Origin of the sequence: Tritonibacter multivorans, from assembly GCF_001458415.1 — a bacterium.
In the GTDB taxonomy this organism is placed as follows: Bacteria; Pseudomonadota; Alphaproteobacteria; order Rhodobacterales; family Rhodobacteraceae; genus Epibacterium; species Epibacterium multivorans.
In genome coordinates this window covers 17,849-42,509 of sequence record NZ_CYSD01000012.1, presented here as the reverse complement: position 1 = coordinate 42,509, position 24,661 = coordinate 17,849, and the positions used below count along the sequence as shown (strand labels likewise).

Here is a 24,661-nt window from a genome sequence, read left to right as displayed (position 1 = left end):
ACCTTTGCGGGTCCGGCGGTTTTTTGTTGTTCAGGCTGACCTGTTACAGCGTGGCGTCTTCGGTGCCATCGTCATGCACCGGACCATCCGAGGCGCGCATGCCCTCAAAGATAATCTGACCTGCAAAGCGGGGGCGGGTGAAGACAAAGTTATAAAGATCAAAATTGTCCAGACCCACATCAAAGATCGGCAGCAGGTTGTTCCAGGTCTCGACCAAGATCACCCGTTCCTGATCCGGCAGATTGGGCAGGTGTTCGGCCACATCATTGATGGTGCCATCATTCCAGACCGCCAGACCTGTGCCACGCTCAACCGACCAGTCGACGCCATAGGATCCGCTTGCCTCGTCCCAATAGACCACTGAAATCCGCATAGACACATCGCGGGTGTCGCGGGTCATGGCTTGGGTCAACAGATACATATTGTCGATATAGGTGTCGTCCAGGGTCGCGGTTTCCCGCGAGACCAGATCCGAAATGGTATAGGCGGCCTTGATGCTGATGCTCTCCTGACGGAAGGCATCATACAGCGTGAAGATCGCGGCAAACATTGCCAGCAGCAGCGGGAAGTAGAAGGCCGCTTCAATAGCGACAGAGCCTTCCTCATCGCGGCGGAACCGGTTCACAGCGCTGCGCAGCGCGGCGACTGGGGAAAAACATGTCTCAGTCATGGCTTACTTGGGCTCCTGTACAAAGATGGAGGAGGCGAGAACATTCACGCGACCGTCGCCGTCTTTGACCAGATCGGCACCAAGGCCGATGTGCGGAAAGACCGGGTTAAAGCTCTGGCAAGCGCGCAGGAACATCAGCTCATTGCTGTCGCCATTGACGAATTTCACCACCGGGTCCACTTCCACCGCCGAGTCGATGCAGTCGGGTGTTTCCGGCATTGTGATCGGCGCATAGGGGTCCAGCTGGGTCATCTCCAACTTCAGGTCCGTGCTGCAATTGTTGATCAGGATCGACCGTTCGCAGATCTTGTCTCGGATCTGGTCATGCTGCCAGTCCGCGCCGGTGCCCAGACGAATGTCCCGCACGGTCAGATCCAGGGCGCGGTCCAGAAAGGTCTGGCGCACGGTGATCAGCCCCATTTCGATCGAAGAGGCCAGGATAATGAACATCAGCGGCACAATGATGACAAACTCAACTGTGACGTTGCCCTCTGTGGCGCGGTGAAAGCGGCGGAATGCGGCCGCAGCGCGGAACTTGGAAAAACGGATCATTCGGTGAGCCTCAGCTGACGGATGGTGGATGCGATATTGGCAAAGGCATCCTGAATCTCGAGCCCTTCCACGTCGTAGTAATGCGCATCAGAGCTGGCACAGTCTTCCAGCACGGCCTGACCACCTGACGGGGCCTCAAAGCCGATGGTAAAGACCACAATGCCTTCGTCCTTGGCGGCGTCGCAGATCGCGCGGGTGCGGGTGTCTTTGGTGGAACGCCCGTACCAGCCGAATGCGTTGTACCACCATTTGTTGGTTGCCGCGTTCCAGGTCATCCATTCGTCTGCAAGTCTGCTGTACATGTAGGGCAGCGAAGTCTCGGCCAGAAGATCCTCGAATGTCAGGTTCTCCAGGTCGTTCGATTTGACTTCGTTGTAATAGTAGCCCGAGTAGCAGCCACCGCTGTAGTAATAGGTGGTACAGATAAACGTAGAGCTGTTCTGCTGCCCATGCGGGTGGTCGGCCCAGATGTCGACGTTGTGCCAGTAGTAGCGGTTGTTGTCTTCGTCGTAGGACGAATACACATCTGCGTCGTCATCAAACCAGACATCGGATTCGCCAACGCGGTAGTCGTCCTTCAGATAGTACTGACTGGTGTTCTGCCCGTCGGTCATCAACACCACGACCTTCAGGGTCTCGGTGTCATTGTAGGGTACAGGACGGTCCCGGAAACGCGGATCAATGACATCGGCGTGGTTCTCAGAGACCGCGGCAACTTTTGGCTGGATCGACGGATCCAGCAGCGCCACCCCCCATTTCATGCCCAGATCCAACGAGGTGTTTTCCCCCGCATAGAAGGAATCAATATAGGTCTGCATTGTCGAGACATTGTCTTCAAACAGCAGCGCGGTCCGGCCGGGGGCGTCGCTGTGGATGGTGCAGACCGGGTCGCGGACGTACCGGCTGTCATTGGTCCGATAGTCCGTGGTGCCCCAGACCGAAAACGGCATGGTGCGCTGGTATTTCTGGTTGGACGGCAGGGCGGTTGTATTGAAGTCAGAGGCTTCAAAGTTCACGCAGTTTGTGTAATCCCACCCCCGCGCGTCCGACCGCGCCTTGGCGTCTGCAGCCGCGCTGGCATAGCTGCCGGGCAGGCCATTGCCGATTTCCACGTCATATTCGTCCAGAAAATCCTGCGGCATCGCAACTTGGGTAGAGTAGGGCACGATCGAAATCGACAGATTGCCGTCTTCGGTGTTCTGCTCCATCGTTTCCACAAACTGCTTCGCGGCGGTTTTCAGGTTCGGCAGACGGTTGTTGCTGCCCATGGATCCTGACACGTCCAGCACCATCGAGATCTCGACCTTGCCGATGCTCTCGATCGCCACAGAATGGGCGGTCAGGGGCAACTCTTCCTCGGATCCGGTGAAGTTGAGCCACAGGTTGTTGAACCCCATGTCCACATCTGCCGTCACCTTTTTGGAGGTCGGTCGCACCGCACCTACGGGCAGGGTCTCAACAATGGGCTCTTGGTAATATTCCTCAAGGCCGGCTTTGGACAGGTAATCCAGAACCACTTCGGCCGGGGTCTGCGGCTGATCCAGATCCGCCGCCGCCAGCACCGCCCGGTCAAGCGTGTTCTGCAACCAGGCCCGGTCCCGTTCATGGCGCACCAGATCCATGCCCAGCCCATTGATGGCCAGCATGGTCAAAAGCATAAAAATAAAGGGCGCGGCCAGCACACCGCCGTCTGCATCCTTAAATCTGCGCAAAAAGCGACCTGCCGGAAGGGCACGCCGAAGCGATGCGAGTGCGGTGGAATTCTTCAATCTGCCGATCATTACAAACCTTCCCAATGGGCCGCCCGGTTTCTGGGGCGACGCCTAATTGTCGGACGACGGGTGTAGGTAAACTATTCATTGAGAAAGGGGGCGGAACTTTGGCATTTTCGCGCCCAAAGGCGCTCTTTTGCTTTGCATTTAAGCTTAATGCTGGGGTTTGGCGCTGGCTGTTTTCGACTTGCAAACAATCCCACGTCTTTCGAGGTAGGTGATTCCCTCCCTTCGAGCTACCGAATGGTCAAAAGTTTTCATTTTGCACAAAATTTAGGCCTGGATGCCGTAAAGGAAGTTTGAGTAATACTGCGTCATTATGAACCCTTGAGTCGTTCAAGGACCAAATGGAGCCGCAAATGAGCAGCATCAAAGAGCCGAGTTTCCGTGAGAGTGTTGACCTTATGTTCAACCGGGCCGTATCCCTGATGGATCTGCCGCCGGGGCTCGAGGAAAAGATCCGCGTCTGTAACGCGACCTATACCGTGCGCTTTGGTGTGCGTCTGCGTGGCGAAATCAGAACCTTCACCGGCTACCGCTCGGTTCACTCCGAACATATGGAACCCGTGAAGGGCGGTATCCGCTATGCCATGGGCGTCAACCAGGACGAGGTCGAGGCGCTTGCCGCCCTGATGACCTACAAATGCGCGCTGGTTGAGGCGCCGTTCGGGGGCTCCAAGGGCGGTCTGTGCATTGATCCGCGCGAATACGAAGAGCACGAGCTGGAGCGTATCACCCGCCGCTTTGCCTACGAGCTGGCAAAGCGCGACCTGATCAACCCCTCGCAGAACGTGCCCGCGCCCGACATGGGCACCGGCGAACGCGAGATGGCCTGGATCGCGGACCAGTACCAGCGCATGAACACCACCGACATCAACGGCAAGGCCTGTGTCACCGGCAAGCCGCTGAATGCCGGCGGGATCTCTGGCCGCGTGGAAGCCACCGGTCGTGGCGTGCAATATGCGCTGAAGGAATTCTTCCGCTACGAAGAAGACAAAGCCATGGCGCGCCTCTCCGGCACGCTCGATGGCAAGCGTGTGATTGTGCAGGGTCTGGGGAACGTGGGCTACCACGCCGCCAAATTCCTGTCAGAGGAAGACGGATCCATCATCACCGGTGTGATTGAACGCGATGGTGCGATCGTCGATGCCAAAGGCGTCAATGTCGACGAGCTGCGCAATTGGATCATGTCGCATGGCGGTGTGAAGGGCTACCCGCACGGCACCTATGTCGAAGACGGCAGCAAGGTGCTTGAGGAAGAGTGCGACATCCTGATCCCGGCGGCGCTGGAAGGGGTGATCAACCTCTCCAACGCGGACCGGATCAAGGCACCGCTGATCATCGAGGCGGCGAACGGTCCTGTGACCGCAGGCGCGGATGAGATCCTGCGCGACAAGGGCTGCGTGATCATTCCCGACATGTATGCCAACGCTGGCGGTGTGACCGTGTCCTATTTCGAGTGGGTGAAAAACCTCTCCCACATCCGGTTTGGCCGCATGCAGCGCCGTCAGGAAGAAGCGCGTCACCAGCTGGTTGTCGACCAGCTCGAGGCGCTGTCGGACAATCTGGGCAACAAATGGACGCTCGATCCCAAGTTCAAGGAGAAATACCTCCGCGGCGCGGACGAGCTGGAGCTGGTGCGTTCGGGTCTCGATGACACCATGCGCATTGCGTATCAGTCCATGCGCAAGGTCTGGCATGAACGCGATGACGTCAAAGATCTGCGCACCGCCGCTTATCTGGTGTCCATCGACAAGGTTGCGGCCAGCTACCGCGCCAAGGGTCTGTAACCTGCGGACCATCAGAAAATGGAAATGGCGTCCCTCGGGGCGCCATTTTTGTCAGGTGGTCAGCTTCAGCCCCACCGCGCCGATCAAAATCATGCTCATGAACCCATAGTGCACAGCCGTCAGCCGGTCGCCAAACAGCAGCGCGCCCAGAATGCTGACGCCCACAATCCCCACACCGGCCCAGATCGCATAGACCACGCCCACAGGCAGCACCTTCAGGGCCGGGGCCAGCACCCAGAAACACACCGCATAAAGGCTGATCGACACCAGCCCCCAATGCCATTTCTCAAACCCCTCTGACAGTTTCAGCGCCACCGTGGCGCAGATCTCAAGACAGATGGCAACAATCAGATACATCCACGCGCTCATGGCAAACACCTCAGGAAGGGAATGGCCCCTCAATTGGTAGGCGAAATGCGCCCGCGCACAAAGCCCGCGCAGCGGCACCCTAGGGGGCGAAAGCGGCCTCAACTTCGGCGTTTGGGGCCGAGCCAGGCGAATTTCCCCCTTCGTTTTTGCCGCCCGGTGCCGCAAGCATAGGGCAGACAAAAGACAGGGGACAGAACCGTGGAAAATCAGCCGGAAATCGTACAGCAGGCCTTGGCCTTGGCGCAGCAGGCGCAGGACATCGCGCTCGGCTGGCTCACCAGCCCTGCCGCCTGGTCGCAGTTTGCGCTGCTGGCGGTGGCGTTTGTGCTGGCCGTGGTCCTGACGCGGCGGTTCTCTCCGGTGATCACCCGCCTGCTTACTCCGCCCGAAGAGCAGACCCATATTCTGGCCCGCACGCGCCGCTTTCTGTTGCAGTTTGTGCCGCTGCTGCTGCCGCTGCTGGCCTATGCGTTGACGGGCATTGGCGAAAGCGTGGTGCGGTCGATCTTTGACAGCGGCGCGGTGATCGCCTTTGGCAAACGTCTGTTCCTGTTCCTCGCCGCACGTATTCTGGTGCGTGACATTGTTCAGGACGGCTTCCTGAAACTCTTGGGCCGCTACGTGCTGGTGCCCATGGCCGCGCTTTACGCGCTGGGCCTGCTGGATCCGGCGATGGCCTATCTGAACACCCTGCAGGTGACACTGGGCAATATTACCATTTCGCTTATGGCGCTGCTGCGTGGCGTGGTTGCCGGCGGTGTGCTGTTCTGGCTGGGGCGCTGGTCCAATGACCAATCCGCCACCTTCATCAAATCGCAGGAAGACATGCGTCCCGCCACCCGCGAGCTGGCGCTGAAAACAGCCGAGATCGCGATCTTTGGAGCGGCCTTCCTGCTGCTGATGAACATTATGGGCATCAACCTCTCGGCGCTGGCGGTGCTGGGCGGTGCCATTGGTGTGGGGGTCGGCTTGGGCCTGCAGCAGATCGCGTCGAACTTTGTGTCGGGCATTATCCTGCTCCTCGAAGGGCAGGCGACCGTCGGCGACTACGTCGAACTGGATGGCGGCGAGGCAGGCACCATTGTCAAAATGACCGCCCGTGCTGCGATCCTGGAAACCTGGGATGGCAAATGGATTGTGGTCCCGAACGAAGATTTCATCACCACCCGCGTGGTGAACTATTCCGACAGCGGCTCTGCCAACCGCTACGAGGCGCCGTTTTCCGTCAGCTATGACACCGACATCAACAAAGTGCCCGCCATCATCGAAGAAGCCGTGGCCGCGCTGCCCTTTGTGCTGTCAGACCCCGATGGCCCCGATTGCGAGCTGCGCGGCTTTGGCGACAGCGGTGTCGATTTCGCGGTCGAGTTCTGGGTCAATGGCATTGACGACGGCAAGAACAAGTTCACGCCCAAGGTGATGTTTGCGGTCTGGAATGCGCTGAAGGCGCATGACATCGAAATTCCCTATCCGCATCGCGTTGTTGAAATTCGCGGCAGTGGCGGGTTGCCGTTTGGGCAGTCCGAGGGCTGATCCAGCCTGTTTTTTGCCGGAAATAGGACCATGTTCAGGAAACGTCCCCCCATGTCGTTATCTGGCCTAGACTTTGGGCGGGCGCTGTTGTCGAACTGCGGCAAAACGGACGATTTGCGTCCCGTGGTCTGACAGGGCCCGCGTCTCTTTTTTGCGGCGGCGGGCAGACGTGAAGGAGAGACATGATGTTCGGTTCCGGTCGGTTTTCCGGTTTGCGGGTTCTGAAGGAAGGGCTCACAGGCAACAAGGGTTGGACGCCCCATTGGCGCGATCCAGAGCCCAAGTCCGAATATGACGTGATCATCGTCGGCGGCGGCGGGCACGGTCTGGCGACAGCCTATTATCTGGCGCAGGAATTTGGGCTGAAGAACATTGCCGTGCTGGAAAAGGGCTATCTGGGCGGCGGCAATGTGGGTCGTAACACCACCATCGTACGCGCCAACTATGGGCTCGAGGGCAACTCGCAGTTCTACTCCCATTCGCTCAAGCTGTGGGAGCAGATGGAGCAGGACCTGAACTATAATGCGATGATGTCCCAGCGCGGGATTATCAACCTGTTTCACAATGACGGCCAGCGCGATGCCTCGATCCGCCGCGCCAATGCCATTGTGAACCAGGGCGACGATGCCGAAATCATCTATCGCGACGACCTGAAAAAGCTGCTGCCTTATCTGAATTTCGACAATAACCGCTTCCCGATCATGGGCGGTCTGATGCATTGGCGCGGCGGCACGGCGCGCCACGATGCTGTGGCCTGGGGCTATGCCCGCGCCGCCGATCAGCTGGGTGTGGATCTGATCCAGAACTGCGAAGTCACCGGCATTGATGTCGAAGGCGGCAAAGTCACCGGTGTCCAGACCTCGCGCGGGCCGATCAAAGCCAAGAAAATTGGTCTGGCGGCGGCGGGCCGGTCGAGCCAAGTGGCGGCCATGGCCGGTCTGACCCTGCCGCTGGAAAGCCACGTCTTGCAGGCCTTTGTGACCGAAGGGCTGAAGCCGATCATCGACCATGTGGTCACCTTTGCCGAAGGGCATTTGTACATCAGCCAGTCCGACAAGGGCGGTTTGGTGTTCGGGTCTTACATCGACTACTACAGTTCCTATGCCGCGCGGGGGAACCTGCCGATGGTCGAACACACGATGGAAACGCTGGTTGCCATGGTGCCCTCGGTCGCAAAGGCGCGGCTTCTGCGCAGCTGGGGCGGGATTATGGACATGTCCTTTGACGGCTCTCCGATTATCGACAAGGCGCCGGTAGAGGGGCTGTATCTCAATTGCGGCTGGAACTACGGCGGGTTTAAGGCGACGCCCGCCTCGGGTCATACCTTTGCCCACCTCGTGGCGCTGGACCGCCCGCACGCAGCAGCCGAAAAGATGCGTCTGGACCGCTTCCGCACTGGCCGTGGGATTATGGACGAGGAGGGCACCGGTGCGCAGCATAACCTCCACTAACGCCTGTCCGCTGATCGAGGGAGCCTCCGGCGGGGATATTTTTGAAAAGATGAAGGAGCGCAGGTCATGAGAATTACCTGTCCCATTTGCGGCGAACGCGACATGCGGGAGTTCACCTACCGGGGTGCCGCGCTGCCCACACCGCCGCTTGAGGCCGATGTTGAGACGTGGGTGGATCACGTGCACCTGCGCGAAAACGCAGCAGGTGTTCTGCGCGAGCTGTGGCAGCACACCATGGGCTGCGGCGCCTGGCTGGTTGTGACCCGCAACACCATCACCCATGAAATTCTGGACGTGGTTCTGGCCGAAGAGGCCGGGATCGGCATCCCCGTGGCGGAGGAACAGCCATGAGAATTGCAGGCAAAGGTCTGGTCTCGGGCAATAAGCCCATCAGTTTTTCGTTCAACGGCACCGAATATGCCGGGTTCGAGGGCGACACGCTGGCCTCGGCGCTTCTGGCCAATGACGTGCACCTGGTGGGCCGGTCGTTCAAATACCACCGCCCGCGCGGCATCCTGTCGGCCGGGTCGGAAGAACCCAATGCGCTGGTCACCATGGGCGAGGGCGGCACGCAGGATCCCAATATCCGCGCCACCACGCAGGAGCTGTTCGATGGCCTGAAGGCGCGCAGCCAGAACTGCTGGCCCTCGGTTGACTTTGACGCGATGAGCGTCACCGATCTGGCCTCTCCTTTTCTGGGCGCTGGCTTCTATTACAAGACCTTCATGTGGCCCGCGCCGCTGTGGGAGAAGGTCTATGAGCCCATCATCCGCCGCGCCGCCGGTCTGGGGGCGCTGTCAGGCAAGGCGGACACAGATACCTATGAGAAGGCCTTTGCCTCTTGTGACCTTCTGGTCATCGGCACTGGCCCCGCAGGTTTGATGGCAGCGCTGACGGGCGCGCGCGCCGGTGCGGATGTCATCCTCGCCGAGGAAGACAGCCGCATGGGCGGCCGCCTGCTGGCCGAGGTCGAAGACATCGATGGCAAGCCCGCGCATGTCTGGGCGGGCGAGGTTCTGGCCGAACTGGGCGCAATGGACAATGTCCGCCTGATGACCCGCACCTCGGTCACCGGCACCTATGATCAGGGCACCTATTCCGCGATCGAGAAGGTCTCGCACCATCTCGCCCGAAGCCAGTCGCTGAAGGCGGCCCACCTGCCGCGCGAATGCTTCTGGCGCATCAATGCCAAGGCTTCGGTGCTGGCGGCGGGGGCGATCGAACGCCCGATTGCGTTTAAAAACAACGACCGCCCCGGTATTATGACCGCAGGCGCGGTGCGCACCTATCTCAACCGCTATGGCGTGGCGCCGGGCGAACGGGTCACCGTCTTTGCCAACAACAATGACGCCCATAAAACCGCCCGCGATCTGGCCGCCGCAGGCGTGCACATTGCCGCCGTGATCGACAGCCGCCATGACGCGCCGGACAGCGATCTGTTCCCGGTGATAAAGGGCGCAGTGGTCTGCAACACAGCAGGGCGCAAACGGATTGAAAGCATCACCGTGCGTTCGGTTGCAGGCGAGGAGAAGATCCAGACGGATCTGCTGGCCATGTCCGGCGGCTGGAACCCCTCGGTGCATCTGACCTGCCACCAGAACGCGCGCCCTGTCTGGAACCGCGAGCTGGCCGCGTTTCTGCCCTCAGAAGGCGCTGTGCCGGGCATGTTTGTGGCCGGGGCCGCCAATGGTACCTTTTCCACCGCCGGTGCCCTGACCGAAGGGTCCGCACTGGCGGCCAAGGCGCTGGACTATGCGGGGCTCTCTGGTGATCCAATCGCCACCCCGACCGCCGATAATGCGGCCTATGTGGTGACCCCCTTGTGGGAAGTGCCGCACAAGGGGCGCGCCTGGCTTGATTTCCAGAACGATGTGACCGCAAAGGACGTCAAACAGGCGGCGCGCGAAAACTTCCGCTCGGTCGAGCATATGAAGCGCTACACGACCCAAGGCATGGCCACCGATCAGGGCAAAAACTCGAATGTGGGCTCGCTTGCGATCCTCGCCGATGCCACAGGGCGCACCATTGCAGAAACCGGCGTCACCACCTTCCGCCCGCCCTTTGTGCCAACCTCCATCGGGGCGATGGGGGCAGGGGCTTTTGACAAGGGGTTCAAACCCGAACGCTTCCTGACCTCGCACGCCACGGGCGACGCCAATGGCGCCCATAACTACGAGGTCGGCCTGTGGTATCGTGCCGCCTATTTCACCAAGCCGGGCGAAACCTCCTGGCGCCAGTCCTGTGACCGCGAGGTCATGTACGTCCGCAATGCCGTGGGTGTTTGTGACGTGTCCACACTGGGCAAGATCGACATCAAAGGCCCGGATGCGGCCAAGCTGCTGGATCTGGCCTATACCAATATGTTCTCGACCCTGAAGCTGGGCCGGGTGCGCTATGGTCTGATGCTGCGCGATGATGGTCACGTGATGGACGATGGCACCACCGCACGCATGGGCGAAAACCACTATGTCATGACCACCACCACCGCTGGTGCGGGGCAGGTCATGTCGCATCTGGAATACCTGACGCAGGTGGTCGCGCCCCATTTCGATGTTCAGCTGACCTCGGTCACCGAACACTGGGCGCAGTTCTCGGTTGCCGGTCCAAAATCGCGCGAGCTGATCAATCAGGTGGTGTCGGAAGAGGTCACAAACGAGACCTTCCCCTTCATGGCCTGCGGCGAGGTCAATGTGCTGGGGCAGGCCGGACGTTTGTTCCGCATTTCCTTCTCGGGCGAACAGGCCTACGAGATCGCAGTGCCCGCGCGCTACGGCGAGGCGCTCTACCGCGAACTGGTCAAACGCTGCGAAGCTTTGGGCGGTGGCGCCTATGGTCTGGAGGCGCTGAACGTGCTGCGGATCGAGAAGGGCTTTATCACCCACGCGGAAATCGACGGGCGCGTGACCGCGTTTGATCTGACCATGCAAGGTTTGGTGTCGAAGAAAAAGACCTGCTGGGGCAAACCCTGTTCCGAGCGTGAGGGCCTGCATGACCCTTCCCGCGAGCGTCTGGTGGGCCTGAAGCCGGTCAACGCGGGGGAAGAGATCAGCGCCGGTGCGCATCTGTTCAACGAAGGCGAAACGGTTGAACGTGTGAACGATCAGGGCTGGGTGGCCTCGGTGGCGCATTCGCCGACCCTTGGCCATATGATCGGCCTTGGCCTGCTGAAAAACGGCCCCGAGCGCATGGGCGAAACCGTGCGCCTTGTGGACCACACCCGCGGTGTCGACACCCTGTGCGAAGTGGTGTCGCCTGTGTTCCTAGATCCCGAAGGAGGAAAACTCCGTGGCTGAGCTGATTGCAAAATCCCCCTGTGAAGGGCTTCTGCCCTTCTCCACCGGCAGCGCCGATCTGACCGAGCTTTGGCCCGATCACATGACCCTGATTGCCCCCTACAAGGGCAAGGACATCGCGGCCGCTGCGGCGCTGAAGTCCGCCCATGGTCTGGATCTGCCCCTGCCGGGCCAGTCGAGCGGTGATGCAGAAGCGCGCGTGATCTGGTTTTCGCGCGGCCAATCCCTGCTCATTGGTCCCAAGGCCGATGCATCGCTTGAAGGGGCCGCAGCCGTGACAGACCTGACCGATGGCTGGTCCGTGGTGGAGCTGAAAGGCAAGGGCATTGCCGATGTGCTGGCGCGTTTGTCGCCGATGGATTTCCGCCTGTCGCAGTTCCCGACCGGTAAATCCGCGCGGACAGAGCTGAAACATATGATGGCCTCCATCACCCGCACCGGTGACGCCGCGTTTCAGATCATGGTCTTTCGGTCTATGGCGGCGACCTTGGTGCATGATCTGAAAACAGCGATGGAAGCTGTCGCGGCGCGGGGGTAACCTCATCGGGATCAACAACTGATTCCGGACGAGATTTATGCTTCGCATGAGAATTGCCGCCGCGACGTTCGCGGCGGCCACCGCTGTCTCCCCCCTCTGGGCTGAAGAGATCGGCAAGGAAGACAGCTGCAAATATCAGGGCCAGGTGATGTCTGCGGTGCAGCAGGCCCGCATGGACCGTGTGGCGCAGGACAAAGTGGCAGACACCATTCTGGCCGCAAATCCCGACTGGCCTGCGCAATTCGCCAATACAATCGACCCGCTGGCCGCCCATGTCTATGGCATGAAGCGCCGCGATCTGCGCAATGTGGATCTTGGCGCGGTGATGCAGCAGCAGTGTCTGGACAATTGGGATCAGATCCAAGAAATGCAGCAGAACCTCGCTAACGGTAACTAAAGGCGCGCCCTATGTCCCTGCCTCCGGGTTTTCTTGATGAACTTCGCTCTCGCGTCAGCCTGTCGGATGTCGTGGGCCGCAAGGTCATGTGGGATCAGCGCAAAAGCCAGCCGGGCAAGGGCGACTATTGGGCACCATGCCCCTTCCACCACGAGAAAACCGCCTCTTTCCACGTCGAAGACAAGAAGGGCTTTTATTATTGCTTTGGCTGTCAGGCCAAAGGCGACGCGCTGAAGTTTGTGCAGGAAACCGAAAACGTCGGCTTTATGGAGGCGGTGGAAATCCTTGCGGGGGAAGCAGGCATGGAAATGCCCAAGCGCGACCCCAAGGCCGCAGAAAAACAGGACCGCCGCACCCAGCTGATCGAGGTGATGGAGCTGGCGGTGAAATACTTCCGCCTGCAACTGCGCACGGGGGCGGCAGCCGATGCGCGCAATTACCTGGCGCGGCGCGGTCTGAGCCAAGACGCGCTGGACCGCTGGGAAATCGGCTTTGCGCCGGATGGCTGGCAGAACCTCTGGGACGCGCTCAAGGGCAAGGATGTGGCGGACGAGCTGATCCTTGCGGCAGGGCTGGGCAAACCCTCAACCAAGGGCAAAAAACCCTATGACACCTTCCGCAACCGGATCATGTTCCCGATCCGCGATGCGCGGGGGCGCGCGATTGCCTTTGGTGGCCGCGCGATGGATCCCAATGACAATGCCAAATATCTGAACTCTCCCGAGACAGAGCTGTTTGATAAGGGGCGCAGCCTCTACAATCACGGCCCCGCCCGCGCCGCCTCGGGGCGGGGGGCGCCGCTGATCGTGGCCGAAGGCTATATGGATGTGATCGCACTCTCTGAGGCGGGGTTCCCGTCGACCGTGGCGCCTTTGGGGACAGCAGTGACCGAAAACCAGTTGCAGATGCTGTGGCGCATAGGGGACGAACCGATCATTGCGCTGGATGGCGACAAGGCAGGCATTCGTGCCGCCATGCGTCTGGTCGATCTGGCGCTGCCCAATCTGGAGGCGGGCAAATCCCTGCGCTTTGCGATCATGCCCGATGGCAAAGACCCCGACGATCTGGTCCGCAGCCAAGGGCCAGAGGCCGTCCAGACGGTGCTGGATCAGGCCATGCCGATGGTGAAACTGCTGTGGCAGCGCGAAACCGAGGGCAAGGTCTTTGACAGCCCCGAACGCAAGGCCGGGCTGGACAAGGCCCTGCGCGAGCAGATTAAAAAGATCCGCGACCCGTCGATCCGCGGCCATTACGCCCAGGACATCAAAGAGATGCGCAATGTCCTGTTCGGGCGCACCGGCGGGGACAGCGGCGATGGCTTCAGTGGTGGCTACAATGACGGTGGCTACAATGGCGGTGGCTACAGTGGCGGGGGTCACAACGATCGTGGCGGGCGCGGGCAGGGGGGCTCCGGCTATCAGCCCCGTGGTGGCAGCTACCAGCCGGGCTCCCGGAAATCGGGCGGCTTCCGTGATGGCGGACGTAGGAAGTGGCAGGGCGCGCCGGTCGAACCTGTGGCCAGCACACGGGCTTCGCTGGTGGCGGGCGCGGATGAGGCCTCGATCACCCGGGTGCGCGAAGCGGTCATTCTGGCGTCTTGCGTGGCCACCCCGCGCGTCGTTGTGGAATATGAACAGAACCTCGAACGGCTCGCCTGTGTGGATCCCGACCATGGTCCTCTGCGCGACCTGATTCTGCGCTATGGCGTCGATGCGCCGGACCGTCTGCGCGATGAAATAGATTACGCTTTGGGGCCCCATGCCCTTGAAAACCTCTTCTCGCTTCGCCATGTGGCTATTAGCCCCTGTCTGCGCCGCGCCGGTGATTTGGAGATTGCAAGCCAGCTCCTCGCCGAAGAGTTTGCCAAACTCGAAGCCAGCCGGGGCGCCGATGCGGAACAGCAGGAAGCCGTCGAGGACATCCAGCACACCGAAGACGAAGCGCTGACCTGGCGCCTGCGCGAGGCCGCGGAGGCGCGCAATAAGGCACAGCGCAGCGAGAACGAGGACAAGGCAACATATGATGTGGGTGACAATGGAGCGCGGCTCAATCGGGAAGAGCGCGATGCCTTTGGCGCCCTATTGGCCCGAATCGGGTTTCCGAACAAATAACCCCCAGATTGTGTGGCTTTAGGTCGTCGATTGTGGCCAGAAGGCCGCTTGAGGGCGTTTTGCTAAGGAAGCCCAAAGAAAAATTAGGTAAACGGGGTGACGAATCACCGGATCGCTCTAATGATTCCCACCACCCGAATCGCCCCGGCCGCCAGCGACGGTCGCAGGGGGAGCCCCAGAGGAGCAATGAATGGCCGCCAAAGATACCGACGACCAAAAGCCTGAAGACCAGGACGGCGAAATCTCGATCGACATGAGCCAGGCCCAGGTCAAGAAGATGATCGCAGAGGCCCGTGAGAAGGGCTACATCACCTACGATCAGCTTAATCAGGTCCTGCCGCCGGATCAGGTGTCCTCCGAACAGATCGAGGACGTCATGTCCATGCTGTCGGAGATGGGCATCAATATCATCGAGGATGAGGAAGCCGAGGAGGAGGAGAACAAAGGCTCCACCGAACTCGTGGCCACCGAAAGCAACCGCGAGGTTGCAGTCGCTGGCGCCGCGACCGAAAAACTCGACCGGACCGATGACCCGGTGCGGATGTACCTGCGCGAGATGGGCTCGGTCGAGCTGCTGTCCCGCGAGGGTGAGATCGCGATTGCGAAACGCATTGAGGCGGGCCGCAACACGATGATCAACGGGCTGTGCGAAAGCCCGCTGACCTTTCAGGCGATCACCATCTGGCACGACGAACTTCTCTCCGAGGACATTCTGCTGCGCGACGTGATCGATCTGGAAGCCACCTTTGGCAACCAGTTGGACGAAGACGAAGCCGCCGCGCCGGTTGTCGACCCGTCCGCCGTGCAAGCCGCCAAGCCTGCCAAGGAAAACTCCGGCCCCGAGCTGGACGCCGACGGCAACCCGATCCTGAACCAGGACGATGACGACGACGAAGACGAACAGGCCAACATGTCCCTCGCGGCCATGGAAGCGGCGCTGAAAGATCGTGTTCTGGAAACGCTGGAGCAGATCTCCAACGACTTCGCCATGCTGTCCGAAATGCAGGACAGCCGGATCTCCGCGACGCTGAACGAGGATGGCTCCTTCTCGGAAGCGGACGAGGCTCGTTACCAGCAGCTGCGGTCGGAAATTGTGGAACTGGTGAACGGCCTGCACCTGCACAACAACCGGATCGAGGCGCTGATCGACCAGCTTTATGGCATCAACCGCCGCGTCATGCAGATCGACAGCGCCATGGTGAAGCTCGCCGATCAGGCGCGCATCAACCGCAAGGAATTTGTCGACGCCTACCGCGGTCGCGAACTGGACCCGAACTGGCTGGCTGACATGGGTGAAAAGCCCGGTCGCGGCTGGCAGATGTTTATCGAACGCTCCACTGAAAAGGTCGAAGAGCTGCGCGCAGATATGGCGCAGGTCGGCACCTATGTGGGTCTCGATATTTCGGAATTCCGCCGCATTGTGCAGCAGGTTCAGAAGGGCGAAAAAGAAGCCCGCCAGGCCAAGAAAGAAATGGTCGAGGCAAACCTGCGCCTGGTGATCTCCATTGCGAAGAAATACACCAACCGCGGTCTGCAGTTCCTCGACCTTATTCAGGAAGGCAACATTGGCCTGATGAAGGCGGTCGACAAGTTCGAGTACCGTCGCGGTTATAAATTCTCCACCTATGCGACCTGGTGGATCCGTCAGGCGATCACGCGCTCGATCGCGGATCAGGCCCGTACGATCCGTATCCCGGTCCATATGATCGAGACCATCAACAAGCTGGTTCGCACCGGCCGTCAGATGCTGCATGAAATCGGCCGCGAGCCGACGCCGGAAGAACTGGCCGAAAAGCTGCAGATGCCGCTCGAGAAGGTCCGCAAGGTCATGAAGATCGCCAAAGAGCCGATCAGCCTTGAGACCCCAATCGGGGACGAGGAAGACAGCCAGCTGGGCGATTTCATCGAGGACAAGAACGCGGTTCTGCCGCTCGACTCTGCGATTCAGGAAAACCTGAAAGAGACCACCACCCGTGTTCTCGCCTCGCTCACCCCGCGTGAAGAACGGGTTCTGCGGATGCGTTTTGGCATCGGCATGAACACCGACCACACGCTGGAAGAGGTCGGCCAGCAGTTCTCGGTCACCCGCGAACGTATTCGCCAGATCGAAGCCAAGGCTCTGCGAAAACTGAAGCACCCGAGCCGCTCGCGCAAACTGCGCAGCTTCCTCGATCAGTAAATCTCAAAAACACCCTCCGTTCTTCGGGGGGTGTTTTCCTATGGGCGGTATTTCCGCGCCCACCGTGTGATATTTGCAGTGCGATATTTGAACAAAGAAGAATTCCATGCCCACTGGCACCTACACTCTGTTGTCTTTTCTTGAGAACGCCACAGGCCTGTCATCCTGGACCATAATTGGCGGTACTGTGGTCGCTGTTGCGGGGCTGTGGGGTGTAAAAGAACTGCGGGACATTCGGGACCGGCAACGGCGGCTTCGGGCCATTCAACGCGCCGAAGAAGAACGCCGCGCAGAAGAACAACGCGCGGCCCATATCAAACAACTCGAAGAACTGCGCTATTGGGTGGGTTGCATGATCGGCAGCCCCGGAGAGCCCCACTATGGGCTGATCCACATGATGTCGCACGGCTATCGCGACTGGATCGAACTGGTCCGCGATGGCGCGCGCCACTATGGGCTCGACTGGATGGCCGACGCGCTGGACGCAGGGCTGGAAGACTATGACTTCCACTACAATGTCGGGGGAGAGAGCGATGAGCCGGCTTATGTGGCCTCGGAACACCGCTTGGAGCAGCTTGAAAGCCTCTACCTTTCGCAGCAGGGGCGGGCAAAATTGTTGGCCTGTATTGATGCAGATCTGACCGCGCTAAAGCAGGGCTGAGTCTCAACTTTTTGCCTGCCCCACGTCCGGTGACGCGAAAATTCAGTGATCGGCGCGCCGCGCGCGGCTGACACAAATTCGGTCACTGTCCCAAGGCCTGCTTTCCCTAGGGTCAGCAAGATTTTGCCGAGGGAAATTTTCTCCTTAATCGCCTGATACTTGCGCGGGCTTCGTCTCAGTCGCCTTGTGGATGGCGATGTGGATAACCTGTGCACAAGGATAGGCAACCCTTACCAAAGTATTAACCACGCCAAATTTTATCGTTGCATTGACGCGGTTTGCTGTGAATTTTCTGAATATTATCGAAGGCCTCAACCGCAGCGGTGCTAACGTCCGCTGCAACTGCAAATGGGGGGACACCCGTTTCAGCAAACACCGTGGGGGTGCGGCTGCGAGGCTCAAGAGGGGTACGGAATGACACAATCGACGGAGCTTTCCGGCGCGCTCAAAGTGCTGGATGAAAAACTGGAACAGCTGGACGTCATGACCGAGGTCAATGGCTTTCTTGTTCGGGCCCTGCGGGACCACGAAGAAGAGCTGATGCGGATGACGCCCGAAGAAACCCGCGCCATGCTGCGGGTCGAGGCACGCGCGACCTACCGACCGGACGGTACCAGCCCCAATCCAGAGGCGCTGGCCATGCTCGAGGCAACCCTGGGCACCGGCCAGACGGCCGATATTATTCCCTTCCCCGCGCGGGGCTGACAGGGGTGAGGGGCGGATGCCTGCTGACAGGAACAGCAGGCGAGACACACCGCCCTCTGACACCCTTGTGACTTCCATGATGCACATGTGTCTGGCACCCTGAAAAGGACGGTGAAAAGGGATCGAAACAGGAGGTTGCGATCCTTATATGACGCACAAAGGAGTGTCTCACCATGCCGCATACCGCATCTCTTCGTTCTCTGCCTAACATCCCCTCGGGTTTCGCGCTGAAGTCTGTCGCGATTGTGTCCGCGTTTTGCCTCATGGGCTGTGACGTTTCGACATCCAACAGCGACCGCTTCATCAGCCGCAGCAAGACCCCCGTTTATCCGATCACCGACACCACCTTCGAGGTCGGCCTGCGTCCCGGACAGCCGTTTCGGGCCTTCTGGTGTTCCGCTGCGGACTATGCGCGGCGCGTCAAAGGTGCCGATTGGAATGACCGCATCTATGTCTTGCGCAGCCTTGGCCGGGGGCGCATTTCGGACGCGCCCGACGCAGTGGAGTTTTCGCTGGATCCAGTGGCGCAGGCGGCACAGCCTTCGGTGCGCCTGTCGTTCAATGCGTTCGAGGTGGGCGAGAACCGCTCTGTCAGCTCGGCCAATGGCGACTGCCAGCGCCAGTTCAGCGATGATTTCGACGAATAACCTGCGCCTCTGCCGTGGGGCTATCTAGGCCCTGCGCCGCTGTGGTGTCTGTGCTAGACCTGCGGATGTGACAAAACCATGTGACAACAGCAGGGGCAGGCAGATGCAGCAGACAGGGTTCACAATCAGCACGCGCGGGCAGGGGCTCTATGAATTCACCGATGAGATCACCGCCTGGCTGCGCGACACTGGCGTGCAGGTGGGGCTTTTGACGTTATTTGTGCGTCACACCTCCTGTTCACTGCTGATCCAGGAAAACGCCGACCCCGAGGTGCAGGGCGACCTGCGCGCCTTCTTTGGCCGCCTCGTGCCGCCAACAACCGATCCCAGCATGTCCTACCTGCGCCACACATACGAAGGCCCCGATGACATGCCTGCGCATATTAAGGCTGCGATGATGCCGGTCAGCCTGTCGATCCCCGTGGTGGACGGGCAGCCGGGCCTTGGCACCTGGCAGGGGGTCTATCTGTTCGAACACCGCGATGCGCCGCACCAGCGGCAGGTTCTGGGTCATTTGACATCATAAGTCTTGGGGCGTTAATTCCCCTCTACCCAAATCCTAGCGGTGCCCCTATACTTGTGGATAAGTGCCTAAGTATGCGCACTAGGACAAATAATTTATCCAAACGAGGGGAACCGGCGGATGCGCTGCCCATTTTGCGGAAATGTTGATACCCAAGTGAAGGACTCGCGTCCCGCCGAGGACCATGTCGCCATCCGTCGCCGTCGCTTTTGCCCCTCCTGTGGCGGGCGCTTCACCACCTACGAACGGGTGCAGCTGCGCGATCTGGTTGTCATCAAGACCAATGGCAAACGCGAAGATTTCGACCGTGACAAACTGGAACGCTCGATCCGCATTTCCATGCAGAAACGCCCGGTCGAACCGGAACGCATTGACCAGATGATCTCGGGCATTGTGCGCCGTCTGGAAAGCATGGGCGAAACCGATATCCCGTCGAAAAAGATCGGCGAGATCGTGATGGAAGCGCTGGCCCGCATCGACACTGTCGCTTATGTTCGCTTTGCAAGCGTATATAAGAATTTCCAGGCGGCCGATGATTTCGAGGATTTTGTCCACGAGCTGCGCCCGCCGGAAGCCTCCGAGGACTGATCCACGCGCTCGCCAGATCCGCGCGTCACGAAAGCTAATCAGATGTCCCAGACCGATCAAAGGTTTATGGCTCTTGCCCTGTCGCTTGGAAGGCGCGGGCAGGGGCGGTGCTGGCCCAACCCTGCGGTGGGCTGCGTCATTGTCAAAGACGGCGTGATTGTTGGTCGCGGCTGGACCCAGCCGGGGGGGCGTCCACATGCGGAACCCGTGGCGCTGGCGCAGGCCGGCGATGCGGCACGTGGGGCCACGGCCTATGTCTCGCTGGAACCCTGCTCCCATTACGGTAAGACCCCGCCCTGTGCACTGGCGCTGATCGAGGCAGGCGTGGCCCGCGTGGTCGCTGCGATCGAAGACAGCGATCCGCGTGTTTCAGGGCAGGGGTTCGAGATGATGCGCGCTGCGGGGATTGAGGTCACCACCGGTGTCATGGCCGAGGAAGCCGCCCGCGATCTGGCCGGGTTCTTCCTGAAAACCGAACAGGGCCGCCCTTTTGTGACGTTGAAACTGGCCAGCAGTTTTGATGGCCGCATTGCCACTGGATCGGGGCAAAGCAAATGGATCACCGGCCCCGACGCGCGCCGTGTGGTCCATGCCATGCGCGCGCGCCATGATGCGGTGATGGTGGGGGCTGGCACCGCGCGCGCTGATGACCCCTCGCTCACCGTGCGCGATCTGGGTGTTGAGTACCAACCGGTCCGGGTGGTGGTCTCGCGCCATCTGGACCTGCCCTTGATGAGCCAGCTTGCCCGCACCGCCAAAGAGGTGCCGCTGTGGCTGTGTCACGGGCAGGGGGCGGACAGTGAACGCATCCGTGCCTGGGATGGCATTGGGGCCAAGCTTCTGTCCTGCAACCTGCACGGTGTGCAGCTGGATCCGACCGATATTCTGACGCAACTGGGTGCTGCTGGCTTGACCAGCGTCTTCTGCGAAGGCGGCTCTGCCCTTGCGGCGACACTTCTTGCGCATGATTTGGTGGACGAATTGGTGGGCTTTACCGCAGGCGTCACAATTGGGGCCGAAGGCCTGCCGGCGCTCGGCGCGCTGGGCGTAGGCCGTCTGGACGAGGCGCCGCGATTCCAGCTGGTCGACAGCCGCCCTGTTGGCCCGGATATCCTGCACCGCTGGCGCCGCGCGCAATAAAAACCGCCTGAAAAAGGGGGTGATGTCGGGAGCCTCCGGCGGGGATATTTGGAAAAAGATGAAAGCTTGCGCGCTCTTCATCGCGGCCGCCATTGCCTTTGAGGGGCGCTGTGCGGGCGTCTTCATCTTTTCAAAAATATCCCCGCCGGAGGCTCTGTCCTTTTGTCTTGCGATGCCGTCCGTTGCAGGGGCGCCGCACGGTGGCGTCAGGCTTTTTTTCTGCGGCTGGCATAGACTGTTCCCGTCATGACATTCGCAGCAGGAGCCCGGCCGCCCAAAGACCACCCCCGCTAGGGTGCAGGGCTGTCCGGACAGGAATTCCGACCCGGGTGGGGGGATCGCATCCCCCTCGGGCATATCCGATTGCATCCCCAATGGGGCGGCGCCGCTCTTCCTTACTGCACTTCCGCTTTCCCCTCGCCGCGTCCCCGCGGGCGAGGGTCAAGTTGCTGGCTTATCGCCACAGATGCGCATAACTCGCAAGCGCGCCTTGTGCCTTCGACAGCAGGCGCATCCCCAACCCAGGCTGCGGGATGGTGCCCGTGATCAGGCGGTCGACGGCGACTTCGGGGGAGCAGGGCAGCCCGCTTTGGGGGTCGAAATAGCGCGGATAGTCAATCAACGCCGCATGGGCGAGCCCCAGGATCGACGGCTTTGCCTTGCGCCAATGGGGCGCTTCCAGCCGGTCCCGTGTCAGCCCCCAGCCCGCGTAAAACGGCAGGCCGACGCAGGTCACCGGCACCCGGCGCAGCAGCGCCTCAAACCCTAAGAGAGAGGTCATCGTCCAGACCTCGTCCACCAGATCCAGCATTGCCATGGGATCGGCATGTTCGGCCACATGGTCGGCCCAGTCGCCTGCATTGATCTTGCCCGGGCGCAGGCCGCTTTCGACATCGGGGTGGGGTTTATAGATGATCACCGCGTGGGGGCGCGCGGCGCGCACCGCCTGCAAGAGCTTCATATTGGTGTTGATCTTGCCCGCCCCCAGCCGGATCGAGGCATCATCTTCGACCTGCCCGGGCACCAGAATCCGCTTGCCCTTGGGCAGGTCGTCGGGCAGCGCCGCAATGCCACGGAGGTTGTATTTCGACACCTCCTGCTGCACCAGCCGCATCACCAGATCCTCGGCGCGGCGTTCCTGTGCCGGAGACAGTTTCTCACGCTCCACAATCAGATCGTCCAGATCGCTCTGGCGAGTGGGGTCGTAATAGATCCCCTGCCGGTCCAGGATCAGCGACAGCGGCGGTACCAATTCGGCCCCGAGGCCGCGTGAGCGCAGGAAGCCATCCTCCAGATTCCACGCCCCGGCATGCGCCTTGGTGGCTTTGCTGGCCCAGACCATCCAGTTCTTGCCACTGCGCGCCGCTTTTGGGGCGCCGCTGGCAAAGCTCATCTTTTTGGTGCCGCCAAAGAACTGCTGCAGAGGTTTGCGTTTCCACAGGCGCATTTCCGCCCCGACCCAGCCCGCGCGATCTTCGCGCCAGGCCCGCGCTTGGGCTTCCAGACTGTCGATCACCGGTTCCAGTTCGCACAGGCGGTCATTATGCGGATCATACCATGTGGGGAAATCCATCATCGCCACTTGGAACAGCTGCGCACGGGTCAGTTTTCGGTGGCGGCCGGGGGGCGGGAATTCATCCGCCGTCAGACCCCAGCCGGCATAAAACGGCTGGCCAAAGACGCGGGGTTTATGGCCTGCAAGGATCGCCTCGAACCCCAGTTGCGAGGACACTGTATAGACCGCAATTGCGCCCTCCAGCAGCACATGAGGCGACACCGGCGCATCCAGCAGGCTGATCCGGCCCTGGGCGTCGGCTTCGGTGAAATAGCCGGGGCGATAGCCGCGCGCGGTTTCGGGGTGGGTTTTGATCACAATCCGCGCGCCGGGGTGTTCCTCTTGGGCAAAGGCCAGCATTTCGCGAAACCGCCCCTCATCCGCGCCGGGAAAGGGGATAGAGCCCGTCACCGCCGCATCGCCGCGCACCTGATCCACCACCAGCACATAGCCCGGATCGGGTGCAGGGGTGGCAGGGTGGAAGGCGTTATATTTGGACAGCTGCGCCTCTTTCAGGCGGGCCATGGCATCGCGGGCGCGGCGCAGTTTGGCCGCGTCATCCAGCGGCGCGGTTTTCAGCATTGTGACCAGATCGCCGGGCTGGCCGGCATCAAAATGCAGCCCCGTGCGATCCAGCAGCAGCCCCACCGGTGGCTCGCCGCTGCGCCCCGGGTGGACCGAGCGCAGAAACGCATCTTCGACCCGCAGGATCCCACAGCCACGATCCGCCGCAATCCCTTCGCCGCGCGGTGCCGTGGGCGAAGCGCCCCAGACGCCGACCAGATCGCCAGCGGAAGCATCCGGCCAGCCCAGCCGGATGTCATAGCCTGCCAGCTGCAGAATGCGCCGCACCCGGCCCTGGGTCAGAAACCCGCCATTATAGACGAAAAGCCGGGAGCGTTTGCCCCCGGCCTGATGCGGTATCACGTCAGCCGCCATGTCGTGTCAGCCGCCCTCAGATCAATTGGTGCCGAACAGCGTGCTGGCGCTGCCTGCGACCTGCGTGGCCGGGTTGATCAGCAGCGAAAGGGTCTTGGTCCACTGGGAGTAGGGCGCTTCGGTCACATAAAGCGTATCGCCATCGCGGATGACAAAATCGCGCGCCACAAACAGACCATTGGGCTGGGTCAGGTTCAGCACATAGACCATGCGCTGCGCGCCGATCAGATCTTCGCGCCCCAGCACCTGATTGGAAATCTCAGCCGCTTCATTGCGGAAGATGAAGACACCGGTCGGATCGGATGCGGTAGAGACCAGTCCGCCCACCTGCGCAATGGCTTCCAGCGCCGACAGGTCCTGGCTTTCAAACGGAACCCGTGCCTGTGCCGCAGTGGCGCCCAATGCGGTGAAAGAGCGGGTGTCGCCTTCGACCAGAATCTTGTCCCCGCCCCGCAGCGCAATGTCGAGCTTGGGGTTTTCAAACAGATCCTCAAACCAGATGGTCGAGGTTTCCTCGCCGCGGATCACGGTCACTTGCGCAATCTCGGGTTCAATGGTCACACCACCGGCGCGCGACAACATGGCGGCCAGCGTGCGGGTCGGGCGCTCAATGGCATAGACACCCTGACCTCCGACCGCGCCAGACAGGCTGACCGTGGCGCCATCGCCTGCAAGGCGGCGTACTTCGACCTGCGGGTCAGGGGTCTGATCCTCGAGCTTTTCCGTGATCGCCACACGCAGCTGTTCGGGCGTATTGCCCGCCGCACGCAGGCGGCCCGCATAGGGCACAAAAATAAAGCCAGAGCCGTCCACCTGCACCTCTTCCAGCGCGGTAGAGCTGCTGACCTCACCGGACAGAAGCCCGTCGTCGACGTTCTCCCAGATGGTCAGGCCCAGCACGTCACCGGGGCGGATGGTGTCCGAGGTCAGCACTGAGGCCGAAGAAAACCGGTCGGAAAAGCCAAGCGCCGGCACCACGGCGGTGGCGCGGGCCACCCGGTCATTGACGGCAACAATAAAGGCATCGCCTTCGCGTTCGACCGAACCGGCAAAGATCTGCCGTTTGTTCGGGCCAACTTTGGGCAGGCCGCATCCTGCAACAATCGCCAACGCAGCAAGCATGGCCACGGGGCGTGCCCAACGGGTGTAGAAGGGTTTCACTGCTCGGTCTCCTGACCTGATTTTTGTTTTGCCTCAAGTTTTAAGGGCAAATTAGCTGAAGCAAAGAGAAAAATCCAGCAAAGAGCC

22 protein-coding genes are annotated in these 24,661 nt (G+C 60.8%); 16 read left to right on the top strand and 6 right to left on the bottom strand.

Annotated elements, in window-relative coordinates:
- Positions 1–43 precede the first annotated feature (43 nt).
- From TRM7557_RS01490 to TRM7557_RS01480, 3 genes are read right to left on the bottom strand one after another with little or no spacing between them, the layout of a single operon-like run.
- Complete coding sequence (locus TRM7557_RS01490; protein ID WP_058288444.1) at positions 44–670, bottom strand: TadE/TadG family type IV pilus assembly protein; 627 nt, start codon at positions 668–670, stop codon at positions 44–46.
- 3 nt (positions 671–673) lie between these two features.
- Positions 674–1,222 carry a TadE/TadG family type IV pilus assembly protein gene (locus tag TRM7557_RS01485; RefSeq protein WP_058288443.1) on the bottom strand — a complete coding sequence of 183 codons (549 nt, stop codon included), beginning with the start codon at positions 1,220–1,222 and terminating at the stop codon, positions 674–676.
- On the bottom strand, positions 1,219–2,934 hold the full coding sequence (locus tag TRM7557_RS01480; RefSeq protein ID WP_235811373.1) for a VWA domain-containing protein: 1,716 nt from the start codon (positions 2,932–2,934) through the stop codon (positions 1,219–1,221). Before TRM7557_RS01480 ends, TRM7557_RS01485 begins: the two co-directional genes overlap by 4 nt.
- Before the next feature lie 419 nt (positions 2,935–3,353).
- Between TRM7557_RS01480 and TRM7557_RS01475 the strand changes: the two genes are divergently transcribed.
- Positions 3,354–4,784: a Glu/Leu/Phe/Val family dehydrogenase gene (locus TRM7557_RS01475; protein WP_058288907.1), complete on the top strand. Its 1,431-nt coding sequence runs from the start codon at positions 3,354–3,356 to the stop codon at positions 4,782–4,784.
- Positions 4,785–4,835: 51 nt separating this feature from the next.
- Here TRM7557_RS01475 and TRM7557_RS01470 read toward each other — a convergent pair whose 3' ends face one another.
- Positions 4,836–5,153, bottom strand: a complete 318-nt coding sequence (locus TRM7557_RS01470) for a DMT family transporter (protein ID WP_058288441.1) — start codon at positions 5,151–5,153, stop codon at positions 4,836–4,838.
- Positions 5,154–5,351: 198 nt separating this feature from the next.
- Between TRM7557_RS01470 and TRM7557_RS01465 the strand changes: the two genes are divergently transcribed.
- From TRM7557_RS01465 to TRM7557_RS20140, 15 genes are all read left to right on the top strand, one after another.
- The gene (locus TRM7557_RS01465) at positions 5,352–6,686 is read left to right on the top strand and encodes a mechanosensitive ion channel family protein (protein ID WP_058288440.1); all 1,335 of its coding nucleotides are present in this window, start codon (positions 5,352–5,354) and stop codon (positions 6,684–6,686) included.
- A 182-nt stretch (positions 6,687–6,868) separates the two neighbouring features.
- Entirely contained in the window at positions 6,869–8,137 is a 1,269-nt protein-coding gene (locus TRM7557_RS01460) for a sarcosine oxidase subunit beta family protein (protein WP_413081149.1), read from the top strand.
- A 66-nt stretch (positions 8,138–8,203) separates the two neighbouring features.
- The gene (locus tag TRM7557_RS01455; RefSeq protein ID WP_058288438.1) at positions 8,204–8,488 is read left to right on the top strand and encodes a sarcosine oxidase subunit delta; all 285 of its coding nucleotides are present in this window, start codon (positions 8,204–8,206) and stop codon (positions 8,486–8,488) included.
- On the top strand, positions 8,485–11,430 hold the full coding sequence (locus tag TRM7557_RS01450) for a sarcosine oxidase subunit alpha family protein (protein ID WP_058288437.1): 2,946 nt from the start codon (positions 8,485–8,487) through the stop codon (positions 11,428–11,430). The genes TRM7557_RS01455 and TRM7557_RS01450 overlap by 4 nt, the downstream gene beginning before the upstream one ends.
- The gene (locus TRM7557_RS01445; protein ID WP_058288436.1) at positions 11,423–11,968 is read left to right on the top strand and encodes a sarcosine oxidase subunit gamma; all 546 of its coding nucleotides are present in this window, start codon (positions 11,423–11,425) and stop codon (positions 11,966–11,968) included. Before TRM7557_RS01450 ends, TRM7557_RS01445 begins: the two co-directional genes overlap by 8 nt.
- Before the next feature lie 37 nt (positions 11,969–12,005).
- The gene (locus TRM7557_RS01440) at positions 12,006–12,365 is read left to right on the top strand and encodes a hypothetical protein (RefSeq protein ID WP_058288435.1); all 360 of its coding nucleotides are present in this window, start codon (positions 12,006–12,008) and stop codon (positions 12,363–12,365) included.
- A gap of 11 nt (positions 12,366–12,376) precedes the next feature.
- Complete coding sequence (gene dnaG / locus TRM7557_RS01435; protein ID WP_058288434.1) at positions 12,377–14,476, top strand: DNA primase; 2,100 nt, start codon at positions 12,377–12,379, stop codon at positions 14,474–14,476.
- Positions 14,477–14,666: 190 nt separating this feature from the next.
- Positions 14,667–16,655, top strand: a complete 1,989-nt coding sequence (gene rpoD / locus TRM7557_RS01430) for an RNA polymerase sigma factor RpoD (protein WP_058288433.1) — start codon at positions 14,667–14,669, stop codon at positions 16,653–16,655.
- Positions 16,656–16,761: 106 nt separating this feature from the next.
- On the top strand, positions 16,762–17,316 hold the full coding sequence (locus TRM7557_RS01425; protein ID WP_058288432.1) for a hypothetical protein: 555 nt from the start codon (positions 16,762–16,764) through the stop codon (positions 17,314–17,316).
- A 414-nt stretch (positions 17,317–17,730) separates the two neighbouring features.
- Positions 17,731–18,021, top strand: a complete 291-nt coding sequence (locus TRM7557_RS01420) for a hypothetical protein (RefSeq protein ID WP_058288431.1) — start codon at positions 17,731–17,733, stop codon at positions 18,019–18,021.
- 173 nt (positions 18,022–18,194) lie between these two features.
- The gene (locus TRM7557_RS01415; RefSeq protein ID WP_058288430.1) at positions 18,195–18,668 is read left to right on the top strand and encodes a hypothetical protein; all 474 of its coding nucleotides are present in this window, start codon (positions 18,195–18,197) and stop codon (positions 18,666–18,668) included.
- Positions 18,669–18,771: 103 nt separating this feature from the next.
- Positions 18,772–19,194 (top strand): secondary thiamine-phosphate synthase enzyme YjbQ, encoded by a 423-nt coding sequence (locus TRM7557_RS01410; RefSeq protein ID WP_058288429.1) that lies wholly within the window; start codon positions 18,772–18,774, stop codon positions 19,192–19,194.
- A 117-nt stretch (positions 19,195–19,311) separates the two neighbouring features.
- On the top strand, positions 19,312–19,779 hold the full coding sequence (gene nrdR / locus TRM7557_RS01405) for a transcriptional regulator NrdR (protein WP_058288428.1): 468 nt from the start codon (positions 19,312–19,314) through the stop codon (positions 19,777–19,779).
- Between the two features lie 42 nt (positions 19,780–19,821).
- Complete coding sequence (gene ribD / locus TRM7557_RS01400) at positions 19,822–20,919, top strand: bifunctional diaminohydroxyphosphoribosylaminopyrimidine deaminase/5-amino-6-(5-phosphoribosylamino)uracil reductase RibD (RefSeq protein ID WP_074942025.1); 1,098 nt, start codon at positions 19,822–19,824, stop codon at positions 20,917–20,919.
- Positions 20,920–20,941: 22 nt separating this feature from the next.
- Positions 20,942–21,169, top strand: a complete 228-nt coding sequence (locus TRM7557_RS20140) for a hypothetical protein (RefSeq protein ID WP_058288427.1) — start codon at positions 20,942–20,944, stop codon at positions 21,167–21,169.
- A 204-nt stretch (positions 21,170–21,373) separates the two neighbouring features.
- On the opposite strand, the gene TRM7557_RS01390 is transcribed toward TRM7557_RS20140, so the two are convergent.
- Positions 21,374–23,413, bottom strand: a complete 2,040-nt coding sequence (locus TRM7557_RS01390) for a capsular polysaccharide biosynthesis protein (RefSeq protein ID WP_058288426.1) — start codon at positions 23,411–23,413, stop codon at positions 21,374–21,376.
- A 21-nt stretch (positions 23,414–23,434) separates the two neighbouring features.
- The gene (locus TRM7557_RS01385) at positions 23,435–24,535 is read right to left on the bottom strand and encodes a polysaccharide biosynthesis/export family protein (protein ID WP_058288905.1); all 1,101 of its coding nucleotides are present in this window, start codon (positions 24,533–24,535) and stop codon (positions 23,435–23,437) included.
- Between the last annotated feature and the right edge of the window lie 126 nt (positions 24,536–24,661).

Coding starts and splice junctions, on each gene's coding strand:
- TRM7557_RS01490 (WP_058288444.1), bottom strand. CDS start 670: ATGACTGAGACATGTTTTTCCCCAGTCGCCGCGCTGCGCAGCGCTGTG.
- TRM7557_RS01485 (WP_058288443.1), bottom strand. CDS start 1,222: ATGATCCGTTTTTCCAAGTTCCGCGCTGCGGCCGCATTCCGCCGCTTT.
- TRM7557_RS01475 (WP_058288907.1), top strand. CDS start 3,354: ATGAGCAGCATCAAAGAGCCGAGTTTCCGTGAGAGTGTTGACCTTATG.
- TRM7557_RS01470 (WP_058288441.1), bottom strand. CDS start 5,153: ATGAGCGCGTGGATGTATCTGATTGTTGCCATCTGTCTTGAGATCTGC.
- TRM7557_RS01460 (WP_413081149.1), top strand. CDS start 6,869: ATGATGTTCGGTTCCGGTCGGTTTTCCGGTTTGCGGGTTCTGAAGGAA.
- TRM7557_RS01455 (WP_058288438.1), top strand. CDS start 8,204: ATGAGAATTACCTGTCCCATTTGCGGCGAACGCGACATGCGGGAGTTC.
- TRM7557_RS01450 (WP_058288437.1), top strand. CDS start 8,485: ATGAGAATTGCAGGCAAAGGTCTGGTCTCGGGCAATAAGCCCATCAGT.
- TRM7557_RS01440 (WP_058288435.1), top strand. CDS start 12,006: ATGCTTCGCATGAGAATTGCCGCCGCGACGTTCGCGGCGGCCACCGCT.
- dnaG (WP_058288434.1), top strand. CDS start 12,377: ATGTCCCTGCCTCCGGGTTTTCTTGATGAACTTCGCTCTCGCGTCAGC.
- rpoD (WP_058288433.1), top strand. CDS start 14,667: ATGGCCGCCAAAGATACCGACGACCAAAAGCCTGAAGACCAGGACGGC.
- TRM7557_RS01425 (WP_058288432.1), top strand. CDS start 16,762: ATGCCCACTGGCACCTACACTCTGTTGTCTTTTCTTGAGAACGCCACA.
- TRM7557_RS01420 (WP_058288431.1), top strand. CDS start 17,731: ATGACACAATCGACGGAGCTTTCCGGCGCGCTCAAAGTGCTGGATGAA.
- TRM7557_RS01415 (WP_058288430.1), top strand. CDS start 18,195: ATGCCGCATACCGCATCTCTTCGTTCTCTGCCTAACATCCCCTCGGGT.
- TRM7557_RS01410 (WP_058288429.1), top strand. CDS start 18,772: ATGCAGCAGACAGGGTTCACAATCAGCACGCGCGGGCAGGGGCTCTAT.
- nrdR (WP_058288428.1), top strand. CDS start 19,312: ATGCGCTGCCCATTTTGCGGAAATGTTGATACCCAAGTGAAGGACTCG.
- ribD (WP_074942025.1), top strand. CDS start 19,822: ATGTCCCAGACCGATCAAAGGTTTATGGCTCTTGCCCTGTCGCTTGGA.
- TRM7557_RS20140 (WP_058288427.1), top strand. CDS start 20,942: ATGTCGGGAGCCTCCGGCGGGGATATTTGGAAAAAGATGAAAGCTTGC.
- TRM7557_RS01390 (WP_058288426.1), bottom strand. CDS start 23,413: ATGGCGGCTGACGTGATACCGCATCAGGCCGGGGGCAAACGCTCCCGG.
- TRM7557_RS01385 (WP_058288905.1), bottom strand. CDS start 24,535: ATGCTTGCTGCGTTGGCGATTGTTGCAGGATGCGGCCTGCCCAAAGTT.